General features: G+C 57.7%; 8 protein-coding genes and 3 pseudogenes. 2 read left to right on the top strand and 9 right to left on the bottom strand.

Going from position 1 to position 13,931, the window contains the following annotated elements:
• Positions 1–2,221: 2,221 nt before the first annotated feature.
• From CP49_RS24995 to CP49_RS47805, 3 genes and pseudogenes are all read right to left on the bottom strand, one after another.
• Positions 2,222–2,536: a hypothetical protein gene (locus tag CP49_RS24995; protein WP_156438637.1), complete on the bottom strand. Its 315-nt coding sequence runs from the start codon at positions 2,534–2,536 to the stop codon at positions 2,222–2,224.
• A 459-nt stretch (positions 2,537–2,995) separates the two neighbouring features.
• A pseudogene (locus tag CP49_RS24990) lies at positions 2,996–4,433 on the bottom strand (IS1182 family transposase).
• Between the two features lie 97 nt (positions 4,434–4,530).
• Positions 4,531–4,946, bottom strand: a pseudogene (locus CP49_RS47805) (hypothetical protein); the annotation flags it as partial.
• Positions 4,947–5,187: 241 nt separating this feature from the next.
• On the opposite strand from CP49_RS47805, the gene CP49_RS24980 reads away from it, so the two are divergent.
• Positions 5,188–5,967 carry a bestrophin-like domain gene (locus CP49_RS24980; RefSeq protein ID WP_057852818.1) on the top strand — a complete coding sequence of 260 codons (780 nt, stop codon included), beginning with the start codon at positions 5,188–5,190 and terminating at the stop codon, positions 5,965–5,967.
• A gap of 877 nt (positions 5,968–6,844) precedes the next feature.
• Here the strand turns inward: CP49_RS24980 and ligD are convergent.
• The 3 genes and pseudogenes from ligD to CP49_RS24955 form a co-directional block, all read right to left on the bottom strand.
• Positions 6,845–7,738 carry a non-homologous end-joining DNA ligase gene (ligD, locus tag CP49_RS24970; protein ID WP_420807643.1) on the bottom strand — a complete coding sequence of 298 codons (894 nt, stop codon included), beginning with the start codon at positions 7,736–7,738 and terminating at the stop codon, positions 6,845–6,847.
• A gap of 1,274 nt (positions 7,739–9,012) precedes the next feature.
• Positions 9,013–9,937, bottom strand: a pseudogene (locus tag CP49_RS24960) (transposase); the annotation flags it as partial.
• Positions 9,938–10,066: 129 nt separating this feature from the next.
• Positions 10,067–10,306: a hypothetical protein gene (locus CP49_RS24955; protein WP_057852814.1), complete on the bottom strand. Its 240-nt coding sequence runs from the start codon at positions 10,304–10,306 to the stop codon at positions 10,067–10,069.
• 789 nt (positions 10,307–11,095) lie between these two features.
• Between CP49_RS24955 and CP49_RS24950 the strand changes: the two genes are divergently transcribed.
• Entirely contained in the window at positions 11,096–11,857 is a 762-nt protein-coding gene (locus tag CP49_RS24950; RefSeq protein WP_057852836.1) for a Crp/Fnr family transcriptional regulator, read from the top strand.
• Between the two features lie 402 nt (positions 11,858–12,259).
• On the opposite strand, the gene rnk is transcribed toward CP49_RS24950, so the two are convergent.
• From rnk to CP49_RS24935, 3 genes are all read right to left on the bottom strand, one after another.
• Positions 12,260–12,667, bottom strand: a complete 408-nt coding sequence (rnk, locus tag CP49_RS24945; protein WP_063791764.1) for a nucleoside diphosphate kinase regulator — start codon at positions 12,665–12,667, stop codon at positions 12,260–12,262.
• A 16-nt stretch (positions 12,668–12,683) separates the two neighbouring features.
• Entirely contained in the window at positions 12,684–13,169 is a 486-nt protein-coding gene (locus CP49_RS24940; RefSeq protein ID WP_063791763.1) for a GreA/GreB family elongation factor, read from the bottom strand.
• A gap of 452 nt (positions 13,170–13,621) precedes the next feature.
• Positions 13,622–13,927 (bottom strand): DUF1330 domain-containing protein, encoded by a 306-nt coding sequence (locus CP49_RS24935; RefSeq protein WP_057852812.1) that lies wholly within the window; start codon positions 13,925–13,927, stop codon positions 13,622–13,624.
• Between the last annotated feature and the right edge of the window lie 4 nt (positions 13,928–13,931).

The following is a 13,931-nucleotide window of genomic DNA, read 5'->3' as shown; positions in this document are numbered from 1 at the left end:
TGGCACACTCATCTGGAGTAGGTGGTCGGTCCCAGATGTCGCGCGCATATCTGGTTGGATAGCCGAAACATTTTGTTAGCTCAGCTCCCTGCTCGCCGTGACACCGTCATGGAAAATTAAGACACGCAGGGGACGATGAACGATTATCAAAACCATCTGGAGAAGCTGCGTAAAGACGCGGCCGAATGTTCGCTTGTCCGCGACCGACAAAGCGAAGCGTGAAATGTTCGACCGGCTTACGGGCATCTGGATCAACTAGCCGACAAGGTTGAGCGGGCCATAAATGCTCGAAAGACCGGCTAAAGGTAGCGGTGCGAGTATGCGGGTAAAATCGCTACTCATTCTGCTGAGTGTCACGGCACTAGCGGCTTACACGGTAGGCCGCCACAGCAGTCCCGTTAACAACGCGCCAGTCGCGCAGCCGCAGCCTTCCATGGCCAAACCCCTTGCCTTCGCGGCCCCTGTATCACCTCCTATTGCAGCGGCTACGACCTCAAACGCTACTTTCAATCCGGTCCACGCCCCACCAAGGCGGCACCCGAGAAGCCTACGGCCACCCGCGCCTCCGAGAAGCCTGCACCGCCTGAGATACAGCGCAAGGCTGAGATCGCACTGACGGCCGCGGCAATCGCTGCGATCCTAGTCAAGGCAAGTCGAGACCAGTATCACGCAACCGGCAGGCCATGCGCCTGCCCGAATGACACCATGCGCAACGGCGGAGCGTGCGGCTCTCGGAGCGCCTATTCTCGACCGGGCGGCGCGGCACGGCTTTGCTACCCTAGCGATGTGACGTCTGTGATGATCGAGAGTTATAAGCAAAGGCAGGTGTCGCGACGATCAGGCGCCGCTTCGTGAACCGATCATTGATGTGCATACACGCTCCCGACCCGCTTCGGGCATCAATAGAGCTCTTGCCCATCGACGGAGAGGTGGTCGTCGTCCACGAGGGCCACACGAACTTCTTCGAACTGCAGGCTGAACTAGCAGCCGGTAGCACGGCCAGTTGCCAAGAAGAGGAAGCCCCCAAACTAAGACATCGCTAGACGCGGTGTTTCAAACACTGTTTCAAACATTCACTTTCATCAAACTACATCTGAGAGTCTAAAAGCGAACCGACACATTTAAAGCCCGTTGGTATCTTGACGTTACGCAACTGGCGATGGCGGGGCGCGGCCGTGTTGGAAGTGTTGGTTACCAAGCGAAGCTCGACCAAGTGGGAATGGCGGGTCTGTGACCGCTACGGGGCCACGATTATCGGCGGGTTTGAGAACACCCGACCAGCGGCCAAGTACCGGGGTAATCGGGCGCTATTTTTTTTGTTGTCTACGCGCTGGATACGATGATGCGCGAAGTGCGCGCCAGAGTGCGAACAGCGGTCGCTGGCCGGATGTAACTCGCGGCAGTAATAGGGGCTCCAGAGCGATCTAGGGGCTCTAGACCAGGTGAGGATGCCTTAAACCATGGCTTGAGTGGAAAAGCCCCGACGCTGCACCGCGCCGGGGTTCCTCTCGGATCGCCAAAGCCGGTTACTTCGCCAGCCCAACGATCTTAAACTGTAAGTAATTGCCGCTCCACTTTTTCGAGCATACAATGTTTGGGTCGGCGTTTAATATACCTCCAACGAACTAACTCTTGTCGCCAACCGACGCCATGCAACGGCCTATCAATGGTTAGGACCAGCTCGCCGGACCGAACAAGCTGGCCCCCTTCCGGGTCAATCGCGTCGGTTCGACTACCTGATGGTGAAGTCCGGTCCACCCCAATTAGCAAATATCATCAGCGCCCGTCGGCACGTCTCAAAGGGTCATTCGTGTCGCTTTGACTTGACCACAGCGACTTCCGCTCTACCCCGGTGAACGGACATTCTCAGGATAGGATGGCATGTCTCAAAGGTGCCAAAAGCCGTCGTCAGGACTGGCAGCAATCAATGAGGGGATAGCGCCCTCATCGTTTGAAAATGTTCGATCCAGATCTGTAGCAAGGCAAACGAGGATAGAATCATCATCGTGTCGATCAACACCCACGCAATGAGCACGCCATAGAACGCTTCGGGATGTTCCACTCGGTCATACACCGCCTTGCTGCCGCTTCGACTGTCCCCGCTCGGACCGCTGAATGAAACACACGGGCAGTGAGATAGAGCGAACCAATCCCCCCAAGAACAGAAAGACAAAGATAGATTGTTGCTATGATCATCGGCCACTACCAACTTGCGCCTTTTCTAACCTTGCTGGTCCTGCTTGGGGATCAGGCCCAGAATAACCCAGCCGAAGAAACCCACGATCACAAACGATGTCACAACAACGAAGACGAACAGGGTCGGTTCTTCGCGGTAAGTAACCGAATGAAGCGGCGTAAAACGTCCGGCGTAAAATACTCTTTCCGCAAAAATGGCGAACAATACTTGAGTGAAAGCAATTAGCCACAATACGCCTAGCGGAGCGAAAATCGCCAGTGCCTTGAACGTGCGCATCGTAGTGTTTGTTCTGCGTGTAATTCTGACTTCCCTGTCTTCCATGGTCGGTCGCTTTGCCATCGATGTCTGCTTCGAGTCAGCGGCCCGCCATGAATTTGTGAAGCTCACGCATGGTCGTGTCGGAAGGCAATCCAAACTCTCGAAGAAGTTGAGAGCCGGTGTAGCAGAACACTGCTGCAGCCATAATTGCCGACATCAGCGCCGTGAGAATGCGTCGCCGAACCCCATATCCGGGCGTCCAAAGATGAACAGCAGCACAGTGGCGTCAAAGCCGCCCCCCACAGGGAAAGGCCAATGGGAAGAGTATACGAGATCAGCACGCTGCCAAGCCGTTGCATTATGCCGGTCTATCACGTTCAAGTAGCGCTTGGGAAAATCCGAAACGCTAGACTTTTAGTCAAATGCGAAGAGGGCACTAGCAATATTGCGCCGACGGCAGCCAAGGTCGGCTTTGGGTCTTGGCCGTGTAAAAACGGTCTTACGGGAGGTCAATTCTGAGAGCCAGGCGCAGAGGAAGTCTCAGGCCGCGATTGCAGCGATTAGGCGCTTGGTTCCGATGATGTTCATGACCCGTGTCAGATTGTAGGCCAGAACCGAGAGAGCCATCTCGGCGGCTACTTTTGGAAGCGTTTTGGTGAGGAAGTGTGTCGCTCCCATGCGGGCCTTCATCGTGCCGAACGGATGCTCGACCGTCTCGCGACGCTGACGCATGGCGAGCGGGTTCGCATCAAGGCGCTGCTGCACGGCATCGAGCAGGTGCTCATGCTCCCATCGTGGAATCCGCCGCTCTGGCCCTGTCGTGCACTGGGACTTGAGCGAACAATTTTGGCAGGCGTTGGTCCAGTAACGCCTTATCCGCTTGCCATCTTCCTCGCTCGTAAAACGATATGGCAGTTGCTCTCCAGCCGGACAGCGATAGGCGTCCCCCTCCGGCAAATAGACAAAGTCCTGCTTGCCGAAGCGCCCATCCGATTTGGCGCCCGACGTCTGCGGCTTGGGCAGAGTTACTGTGATGCCGGCCTCGTGGCAGGCGAGGATCTCCGCGCTGCTGAAGTAGCCGCGATCGGCAACGGCCTCGAGCGTCTCGGTCTGTAGAACAGCCTTCGCCTGCTTGCCCATATTGGCAAGTTGTGCCCGATCTGAACCGCTGTTCGTTACCTCATGCGTCACAATCAGGTGGTGCTTGGTATCCACGGCGACCTGCACGTTGTAGCCGACAACGCCGGAACCGCGGTCGCTCGTCGCCATCGAGCGGCTGTCCGGATCGGTCAGGGAGATTTGCTGGTCCGGCGAATCCAGCATCTGCTTCTCGAACCGCAAGCTTGCCCATTTCCTCCTTCAGCTTCGTCAGCTTCTCGGTGAGCCTTGTTACCTTTGCGGCCAGCGCCTCGCTCGGCTCCTGTCGATCGGCCGTGTCAAGCTGGCTCAGATAGCGAGCGACGCTCTCCTCAAGCTGAGCACGCCGCCGTTGCACCTTCGCCTTTGTGAAGTTCCTGTCCCGATTGTTCACGGCCTTGAACTTGCTGCCATCGATGGCGACGCTCGCCGTCGCAAGAAGCCCCATTTCGCGGCAAAGTTCGACGAAGCGCGCACAGACCTTGCGAAGCGCCAAGCCGTTATCCTTCCGGAAGTCCGCGATCGTCTTGTGATCGGGAGCGAGCCGGCCCAGCAGCCACATCACCTCGACATTGCGTCCGGCTTCTCGTTCGAGCCGGCGGCTCGACTGCACCTGGTTTAGGTAGCCGTAAATGTAAAGCTTAAGCAGAACCGAGGGATGGTACGAGGGCCGACCAGTTGCCGCCGGCTCCACGCCTTCAAAGTTCATCTCAGCCAAATCGAGCGCACCGACAAACACGTCGATGACGCGGACGGGGTTGCCCTCGTCAATGAAATCATCGAGGCACTCGGGCAGTAGCGTCCATTGCCCACGATCGACCTCCTCAACGAAGCGCCTCATCGATCCCCCCTAGAATCACGGGAGAATCATAACAGCAGCACCGCGTTTTCACACAGCCAGGGTCATTAAAGGACATATAGAGGATTGGCCTTACCGACTCCTCATCAGGATGGACCCATTTATACGGCGTAATTTCCCGCTGCTCTGTCAACTTGATCATGCGGACAGGCGGCTTGTAGCGGCGTGTGCCGCAGGACCGGCATCGGAAGGACGGTTCTAGCTTCCAGATCGGCGTATCACGCGCCCTGCGGATTGCTTCCAGCGGCAGGCTTGCTCGTGTCTTGCATCGACAACACTCGATCTCCAGCCAGCCGTAACCGCCGTTCAGGCATTGGCCTATCGTTGGGGACGGCTGGGCTGGACCACCATAGCCTTCCATCCGCAGCGACCACGCGTGAGCCTCGGCACGATCAGCTCACGGGCGGCCTTTGCAGCTTCCCTGGCACTCTTGGCGCGGATGTCAGCGCCCAAGATTTGACCTCCCCAGATTACCTCTCGAGACTTGTTGCTCATGGTCAAGATTACAGCGGCCCTTGCGACCGAACGCAACGCCACTAGGATTAGCGGCATTCAGCGGCGTGATCCCACTACGGCTTTGGCATGTGCAATCTCTATTCTATTACCACCAATCAAGAACGGCGCAGAGCTTGCCGGTCTCGTGGTGACGAAAGCAATCGAGAGCGCTTCGCTGGGCAATTGCTGTAAGCCGCCGACGCGCTAGTGTGCTAAGGGGCAAGCGTTCCCAGGAGCCGTGATGCAAAGCTGGTTCATAGCGTGGCTCGCACTTCCTGTCGCCGTGCTCTTCCTGAGCCTGTTCGCGTTCTACCTCGCGACGGCAGCCCTGATGGTATGGCTGACTTTCCGGTCACCGCTCAGCGGACGCATCCAGAGCTTCAAAGGGGTGGTTGCCCCGTTCTTTGGGTCGACTGCTATCATCTTCGGACTGCTGCTCGCGTTCCTGTCGAACGACATATGGGATCGCAACAAGCAGGCCGATCGTATCGTCCGCATCGAAAGCAACACGCTTGTCGCACTTTACAGCCTAAGTGCCGCAAGCGGAGCCGATAACAGTCGCTTGCGCTCTGCGATTCGCGCTTATGTGACCGCCGTTGTCGAAGACGAGTGGCCTCGACTGGCGCAGCAGCAGAGGTCCGCAACGACAGATGCGGCGATGAACGCCCTGCTGCGAGAAGTGGCGCAGACCGGCGTCTCGAAGGACGCCGATGTCCGAAAGGCGCTGCTGGACATGGTGCTGAGGATACGGAATGCTCACGAAGACCGCGTCGAGCTCAGCGATGATCGCACCGCTGTGTCGAAGTGGGCAGCGGTCCTGATGCTTGCGCTCGTCACCCAATTGGCAATTTCCGTCGTGCATCTGGAAAGACCGCGACCACAGATAGCTGCGCTGTTCATCTTCACGCTGGCCGCAGTATCGGTTCTCGGTTTGCTGGCGATTCACGAGGCACCGTTCCAGCCGCCGGTCTTCGTTCCTCCCGGCCCGATCGGGGACGTCTTGCAGCAAGTGCCAATATGACTCGCGCCCGTCCCGATCACGATCGAATGCCTCGAAAGTAATTTGACATTCTGGTCAATCCTTAATCCAAAGTGCAACTTCAGCAATCAACGCGCCGATCAGAACACCGACTGCGATGGCCATCGAGATCAGCGCGGCGGTGTCATGCCAACCCGGCATGGTCATCCTCCAGCCGCCTTGCCGCAGGGATGCCGAGTGCGCGAGCGAGGAACGTGAACGCCTTCAGATCGTTGACCAATTTGCCAGTCGTTTAGAACCGCGCGACGCGGGCGGCTGGTGCTTGAGTTAAGGATGAAGGATCATCTCGACCATGTGCTCAGGTCGGCGGCTCGCTGCTATTGTTCTTCTCAGCTTTATGGCCTTAGCGGAGGCTACTGCGGCTAGCTTGGAATGGCGAAGGTACGCAATTCCCGCCACCGGACTGAGCGTCGATGTTCCAATATCGATTTTCGAGGAGGACAGGGGCGCAACAGAGGAGGGAGCACTTGAGCGTCATCTTTTTACGAAGGATTACCGGGCCAACCTCACGATCAAGTCGTTTCCTAATCCCGATAACGTTTCCCCTGCCGCTTTTCTGGAAAAGATGCGACCGCCAGCCGATATACAATACAGAAGAGTGACTCCTAAGTTTTTCGCCGTTTCCGGCGTTCGGGACGGCTATACTTGGTACAATCGGTGCAACCGCGCGACCCGCTTCATGAACTGCGTCCTAATCAATTATCCAGCGGCGGAGGAACGCCAATGGGATGCTACCGTCACGCGGATTAGCTTGTCCTTGGCCAAATAGAGCAGACCCAAGTTTTAGCACCGGGGTCGCCATGGGGCTCGTCCTAGCCCATTCGCGCCCTCCGGCTGGGGGCTTTGTTTGCTGTGACTCCTATTTCCGAAACAGCCCCTTAAACGAACTCGCACGCAAAAGACCTTCAGAGGTGATGTCGCGATATTCGACGTCAGCGACGAAGGTTGGCTCAACCCATGTGGCCTTCGGCTTCCTGATTGGCTTGGTGAGTTTGGACTTCGGGCTGACTACCGTATCGAGCTGTTTCCTGATTTGGCTTGAGACGGTGCGGGACCAGCCCGTGCCCACCTTCCCGATGTAGCGCAGCTCCTTGCCTTCCTGCTTGCCGAGATACAACGCGGCAACGCCTGATGGGTCTTTGACAAAACCGACGACGGGAAACTTCTCCCGCTGGACGGTCTTGACCTTCACCCATGCTTCGCCCCGCTCCGACCGGTAAGGAGCATCGGCACGCTTTGAGATGATGCCTTCCCAATTGAGCTTCGCAGCGTGCTCGAACATTTTCTGCCCGTCGCCCACGAGATGTTCGGAAAACAGGACCGGAAGTCCGATGTCGTTTTCACCAAGCAAGTCTAACAGGAGTTTCTTGCGTTCGATCTGCGGCAACTTGCGGAGATCTCCATCGCGCCAGAGGAGGTCGAACGCATAAAAGACCAGTCGATCCTGTCTGCCCGCGGCTAGCTCTGCCTGCAGTTCCGAGAAGTTCGTGCGACCCTCATGGACGACGACCACCTCACCATCGACGATGGCTTGACCCGGAATATCGAAGGCGCCAGCAATGACAGAGAACCGTTTGGTCCAGTCCAGCCCGGTGCGGGTGTATACCTTCTTCCGTCCGCTATTTACGTGAACCTGCACGCGGTAGCCGTCAAACTTGATTTCATGGAGCCACCGGTCGCCGTTCGGCGCCTTCGACCTCAGCGTCGCAAGCTGGGGCTTAATGAAGCCCGGCATCTGAATACGCTTTGGCAATAACTCAACTCACAAAAAAGCCCGCCGGGAAAGCGGGCATTCTTGCGCAGTTCTCAGAAATCTCGAACAATCAGGGGACGTGATCGCTCCTGCCACCACCAATGCTGTATGGCTTGTTGAGGAAATAGTCCCGGTTGCCCAGCGCCTTTTCAGCGTATTGATTGATCGCCACTGTGATCGCTTGGACGTGTTGGTAGCAGTAGCCTTCTCCTGTTGCCCGCTGCCGCACTTCGGCAAGCGCGTTAATCCATGGCGAGTTGTTGGCCTTCTCGTCGTACTATTTCAAGGGCTCTGTCATCACCAGCTCCGGCCGCCCAACACGCGCCCTTTCATTGGACTCCCGTCCTCCTTCTTTAGTCGGTCCCGCTCGTCACAAAGGCCATCGATCTTTGCCAGCATCCGCTGCAGCAAAAGCTCCGCCGATGCAGTCGATATGCCGGCGCGCTGAAGCTGGAGGATTTCCCTACGCTGTTTTCCGACTTGGATGCGCATGTGCTCGATTTTGGAACGGAAGTGATCTAGGCCCATAGCGCTCCTTTATTACCCTCTGAATTGTGCGGACGAGCCCTTCCGCCCTGCGCTCAAGCTGGTCGTAGAGGCGAAGCCGCCTGAACAGGATCTCTATTTCACGATCGCTTTTCATGATGCGGCTATAGTACAAAACGTGAACGAGTTGGCAAGCCACTAGGAATAGGCTGTGCGGGCCGGAAAACACAAAAATATTGCCGAGTATTTTATTGCCCTGGCCACCCCGTTTGACGATCTGATTCCGCTTCCTCGGGGACGATCCCTCGTCATCTTGAAGGATGCTGCCATCACGAAGCCGCCAGTGGCCGAGCAGAACCGGCCCGAATGGTAAGTGGCCATTCATTGCCTGATCGGCGCCGCTGAAGGCCGGGAGTCCCCACGATGGCAGCGAGCTGCCCCAGGGCTTGGCTCCCACTGGGGCTGACGACCCCTTCTCCGGGTGAAAGTCTCAGGGAGACAGCGAAATTTCCTAGGATTGTCACTGGTGACGTCGACGACTGGTCGCGCAATCTTCCCACTGAGCACGGTCAAGGAAAATTCCGCGCCGTTTGAAAAACCGTTTTAATCTCCCGGACTCAAACGGTATTCTTCTCTAAGTACTTTGATTTGAATGGCGCGCCCGAAGAGATTCGAACTCCTACCCCCAGATTCGGAGTCTAGCGGTGAAGCGAGCACAGTCGGCTAAGGCGTCAATTGGCGGCGTGGAAAATGAGCAGCTGATCACAATTGAGTCATTGCGTCGCGGCCACCGGAACGTGCGGCGTGATGTTGCGATCCACCAGCCATTTGAGCAGCCTGACCGCGCCGTAAGCCGTGTCACCTGCGAGCCTTTGGGTCGGCAGATCGAAGCGACGTTCAACACGGTCCACCATGGTCTGGGTGACAGCAATCTCCACTGCCTGGTTCGCGCGCGTGCCTACCGCATCGAGGATGATCCCGGCCTTGTTGTCGATCAGATAGTTCGCATCATAAGCAAAGAATGGGTCCACGCCCGGCCTGGTTACCCATGTTGCTTGCGGATCGGTGAGCGAGACTTCTTTGGGAGGCTTGCGTCGATGGCCGCCTTCATTTGAACCGCCGCCGTGTTCACCACCGCGCTCATCGCCACTTGCATCTAGGGCAGCGATGTACTCGCGAACCGCATTGGAGGCCTCTTCCGCCTTGGGCCATGCGATCGGCTGGTCGCCGGGGAGCCGCTTCATCTTGTCCACATCCGCCTTGATCAGGCTCGCGTCGATCGAGAACGCTTCGCCTCCGACGAGCCCCGTCGAAATGCACATTGCCACCACGCCCTCGAATACCCGGCGCAAGGCATCGCTCTCACGGAAGCGTTCGCGCCGCGCCCGGCAGAACACCGAATGATCAGGGATCTTGTCTTCGATCCCGAGCTTGCAAAACCACCTGTAGGCCAGGTTGACCTGGACCTCAGCGCAGAGCCGCCGTTCCGAACGGAGCGCAAATACGTAGCCGACGATCAGCATCCGGATCATCAGCACCGGATCAATCGAAGGCTGGCCAGTGTGCGAGTAGAACGGCGCCAGCTCGTTATGCACCCAACTCAGATCAAGCAAGCCATCGATTTGCCGTACCAGCTGATCCGGCGGCACGACCTTGTCGAGATCAAAGGAGCAAAAAAAACTGGCCCTGACCACTCTCCTGCCGCCCTAACATCCGCCGCCCTCGCAAATGCCGTCTCAAGCTCACGGAATTACGGTTCGCGAGTCGTCTCAACCGGGGTTTTGCAACACTATCTGCCAACAGGAGACATCGCATTAGTAGCGTTGCGCCAAGGCTGCCTGCTCAGTCCTCGACATTTAAGACCACGATGGCGATCAGTGTAGCCCCCATCATGACCGACATCGTGACAAACTCAAACACGAAGAAAACCGGCTTCTGCGAAAAGATCACGTAGTGATCGAGATTTCCGAAGAAGGACCAGACGCGAAGCTGTCCTGTCGTCAGCCACTCGAGAAAGGCGACTCCCGAAATCCCAGATGAGGAAAAGGGCCAGAACCAGACGAACCAGCGCGGGGAACGCATTCCAGCCGCAACGGTTATCACGCCATTCGTGACGCGCGGATTGATGGCGTTCTTACAGGTAACTAAGAACGCATGGTGCAGCGGAAAATCGTGAGCACGCGCTGTCCCACTAGCGTTACCTAGGCACCTTCCGCACCAACATCAAATCAGGCAAACGTAGGTGGCGACATGATCCTCGTCGCATGCGGTAGGCGTTGGGCCGGCAGGCGCGAGATCAGCGACTTGCGGATTGAGTTGCGTCTCTTTCATAGGGGCCCTCGGTTTTTGGCGGAACGCGTCATAAAGGACAGCTATTCCCAATGACGCACGGAACTCCCTTGGATGTATGCCGCAACCGGTGGCTGATCGTCATATTCAACATAAGTGCGAGATAGCTATCGGTGCTACGCGACGTTTGTGAAGAGAGGACCTTTTGCTGCGTCAGTCCTTCCGCGCGGCAACTTCATCGATACTACTATTTGCACTTACTCTCTTCTTTTACTCGCCGCGCGGCCGCCGCCCGCACTCATATTTGTCCGTTCGTACAATGAGGATTTAACCTTGAGCCGACACACAGTTGGAATGTCCGAGGCCGATGAATTGAAAGACATGAAGAGGTTGTTAGCGAGCTTATGGGAAGCCGCGCAACGCCTTCCTGAGGGATCAGAGCGGCAGGATGCGTTCAGACAGATCGGTAGCTTCCAGAGGCGGGTGGCGGCATTAATTGCACGCGCTCTTTAGGCTCTCCGCGATGTCGTGTAACGCTCCAAATGGAGCAGGCTGCGGATGCCTCACCGCTGGTTCGCCGCGGTGACGGCTCCCGGCGGAATTTCTAACAGCCTTCTTGCAGCGCTGCCGGCGACGGACCTCGATTTTCTGAGGCCCGAGCTAGCGATGGTCGCGCTCGATCAGGACGCGGTCCTTTCGCGCGCGGGTGAGCCGATAGAGTATGTCTTCTTCCCTCATGGCGGGGCTATCTCGCTGATGATCGACATGGCGGACGGGCAGACGGTTGCCACAGCCGCAGTCGGACGCGAGGGGGCCGTAGGTATGCTCTCGGTGCTCGGGCCGTCACCGTCGGCCGCTACCGCAGTCGTCCATGCGGCGGGCACCGCCGCGCGGATCTCTGCGTCGCGATTTCACGCCGCTTTCAACCGCAGTCCGGCGATCCGGAACTTGGTCCAGAATCACGTCAGGGCGATGCTGATACAGTTCCAGCTCGGCTCGGCCTGCAATGCGCTGCACCCGGTCGAAGCTCGCATGGCTCGCTGGCTACTCCAGCTTCGCGATCGCATCGACCACGACATACTCCCGCTCACCCAGCAGGCGCTTTCGCAAATACTCGGTGTACGGCGAACGACGGTGACGCTCTTGGTGCGCAATCTGCGCGCGCGTGGGGCGATTAGATCTGTTCAACGAGGCCGAATCGAGGTCGACCGATTGCGGCTGGCGGCGGCAGCGTGCGAATGCCACGATACCATGCGTCTCGAAGTCGAGGAGATCATCTCGATCAATATGCCCGATCTCGCGCGGTGGCGCGTCTCAGGAGTTGAATCGGACGATGCTATATGAGGGCGTTTCGGCCCGACCGACCGCTATCCCGCTTGCAGAGAGAGCGTTAGCAGTCAGCCAATGTCAGCTGCGGGTCATTCGCGTCGATTCCGTGATGCAGCCAAAGGGTCCGTTTCACCCCTGATCGCGGACATGCGGCGACTACTGCGGCATGTACGTTTCGTGCCACAACCGGACTCATGCAGTGCAGCAACAACCACCATTCGATCAACCTCGTCGGCGAATGGTCAGTGGACTTCGCGGACTACGACCGTGCAGTCATGCTGGTTCATTAGATGACGCATCCGCGCGGTTGAGCAGTCCCCGCAGTAGTGGAGGTGCCCCAGCTCGATCGTAGACCGAGAGGGGCACGGCCACGTTAGAGGTTGGACAGTCAAGCGTTGAAGAAGGTAACGCCTCCCTTCAGTTGGACACGCCTAGGACCGTCAAGGACCGCTTGTTGTGGCCCGGCGTTTGAAACTCGATGGCCTGACCAGCCGACAGGCCGATCAACGCAGCTCCGACCGGCGTTAGAACCGAGACGCGCTTTAGCGTTATGTCCGCTTCGTGCGGATACACCAACACCACGTCCCGGACATCACCGGTCTTGTCATCGCAGTACCGGACCTGCGAGCCCATGCGGACCACGCCGCGTAGATCGGAATTGTCCGCCACGATCCTTGCACGCTCCATCTCCTGTGCAAGGAAATGGGCAACACGCGGGAAGAGCACCGCGCTCGAACTGGCCAGAGCGTTGAGACGCCTCGCCTCATCCTCTGTCACGGTGATGGGCGGCAACACGATTTCGGGCTTGCGATTGGTCTTGCTCATTACCTTCTCTCCTTTCCTAAGCGGCTGATGGTCCCGGATCATCGTCATCAAAGAGCTTCTTGCCCTTGACCATCGGATTGCTAAACAGAACCCTGACAACATCATTCGGATCACCTCGATCGACGCGTTCGATCTTGACGACGTTGGTGCGCCCAGCGGTGAAGAAGGGGATTTCGCTTCCGACCTTCAGCCCCACCAACGCTGCGCCCAACGGTGACATCACGGGAATTTGGGTTCGCTCGGACGTGTAGTCTTCAGGGTACACCAGTTGCCTCGTCTCGCGGGGGAAGCCCCAGGTGATCCAGAACGTCACCCACGAACCCATGGTGACGATGCTGTCCAATCTGGCTGCGCGATCAGGGACGACTTCGGCACGGTTGATCTCACTCAACAGAAAACGTGCGTCCACGTCGCCTTGATCTGCGCCCACCTGCGCGAGCCGTTCCAAGCGGCGATGGTCAGACGCCGGAAGAGTGACGTCCGGGAAAAAGGGGTTGTTCACGACATGCCTCCTTGTTTGGCTTCCCTCGCGGAAAAGCCACACACCAAATCTAGCTGATGAAGGAAGGGGTATCCGGACGGCACAACTACCGTCCGGCTAAGCTCCTGCTTGGAGCCGTCCAGCGTGCAAGCAATGCCGCGCAATGCGCGGATCGATGTCGAGAACGTGGATCATGTCGTGGCGACCATAGGACCTTCCGCCGTGCCCTGTAAAGAGCGCACCTCCCGTGCATCCAGCAGGGCTGCGGACACTTTTGAGCATGGCTCGTGAAGGATTGGTCAATGTCCGTTCGGGGTCAAATTCGGAAGTCCGGGCGTTCAACTCGGCAGTCCGCTTGACCTTCAAGAACAGACATCATCGGGCGGGTCCATCATGTTCGAAAAGTGCCATCAGCTGACACTGGGGCTCGACAAAAAAGTGATCAAGGCAACTCGAAGGCGGTCTCCTAAGCGCTATGTGGGCTGCGGGCCTTCATACCCCTCGGTAATCGCCATGTCCCAAACCGAACGGCCTTCGCGTTCCTTCATCGCTGTTACGTATTCAGGCGATCTGTAGCACTCCAATGCTGCGCTGTAGGTTGGGAATTCGACGACCACAACGCGCGACCTAGGTTTACCTTCTTTCGGCTCGACTTTACCGCCGCGCGCGAGGAAGCGCCCACCGTACTTGGAAAGCGCCTTCGCATTCGCTGCCATGTAACCTTTGTAGCCTTCAGGATCAGTAACGTCCGCGAAAACAACCCAGTACCCTTTCGCCATCTAA

This window comes from Bradyrhizobium valentinum, from assembly GCF_001440405.1.
Classification (GTDB): Bacteria; Pseudomonadota; Alphaproteobacteria; order Rhizobiales; family Xanthobacteraceae; genus Bradyrhizobium; species Bradyrhizobium valentinum.
Note: the sequence above shows the minus strand (reverse complement) of the source record. Positions and strands in the feature narration are given on the sequence as shown.

Coding starts and splice junctions, on each gene's coding strand:
- CP49_RS24995 (WP_156438637.1), bottom strand. CDS start 2,536: ATGGCAAAGCGACCGACCATGGAAGACAGGGAAGTCAGAATTACACGC.
- CP49_RS24980 (WP_057852818.1), top strand. CDS start 5,188: ATGCAAAGCTGGTTCATAGCGTGGCTCGCACTTCCTGTCGCCGTGCTC.
- CP49_RS24955 (WP_057852814.1), bottom strand. CDS start 10,306: ATGCGTTCCCCGCGCTGGTTCGTCTGGTTCTGGCCCTTTTCCTCATCT.
- rnk (WP_063791764.1), bottom strand. CDS start 12,667: ATGAGCAAGACCAATCGCAAGCCCGAAATCGTGTTGCCGCCCATCACC.
- CP49_RS24935 (WP_057852812.1), bottom strand. CDS start 13,927: ATGGCGAAAGGGTACTGGGTTGTTTTCGCGGACGTTACTGATCCTGAA.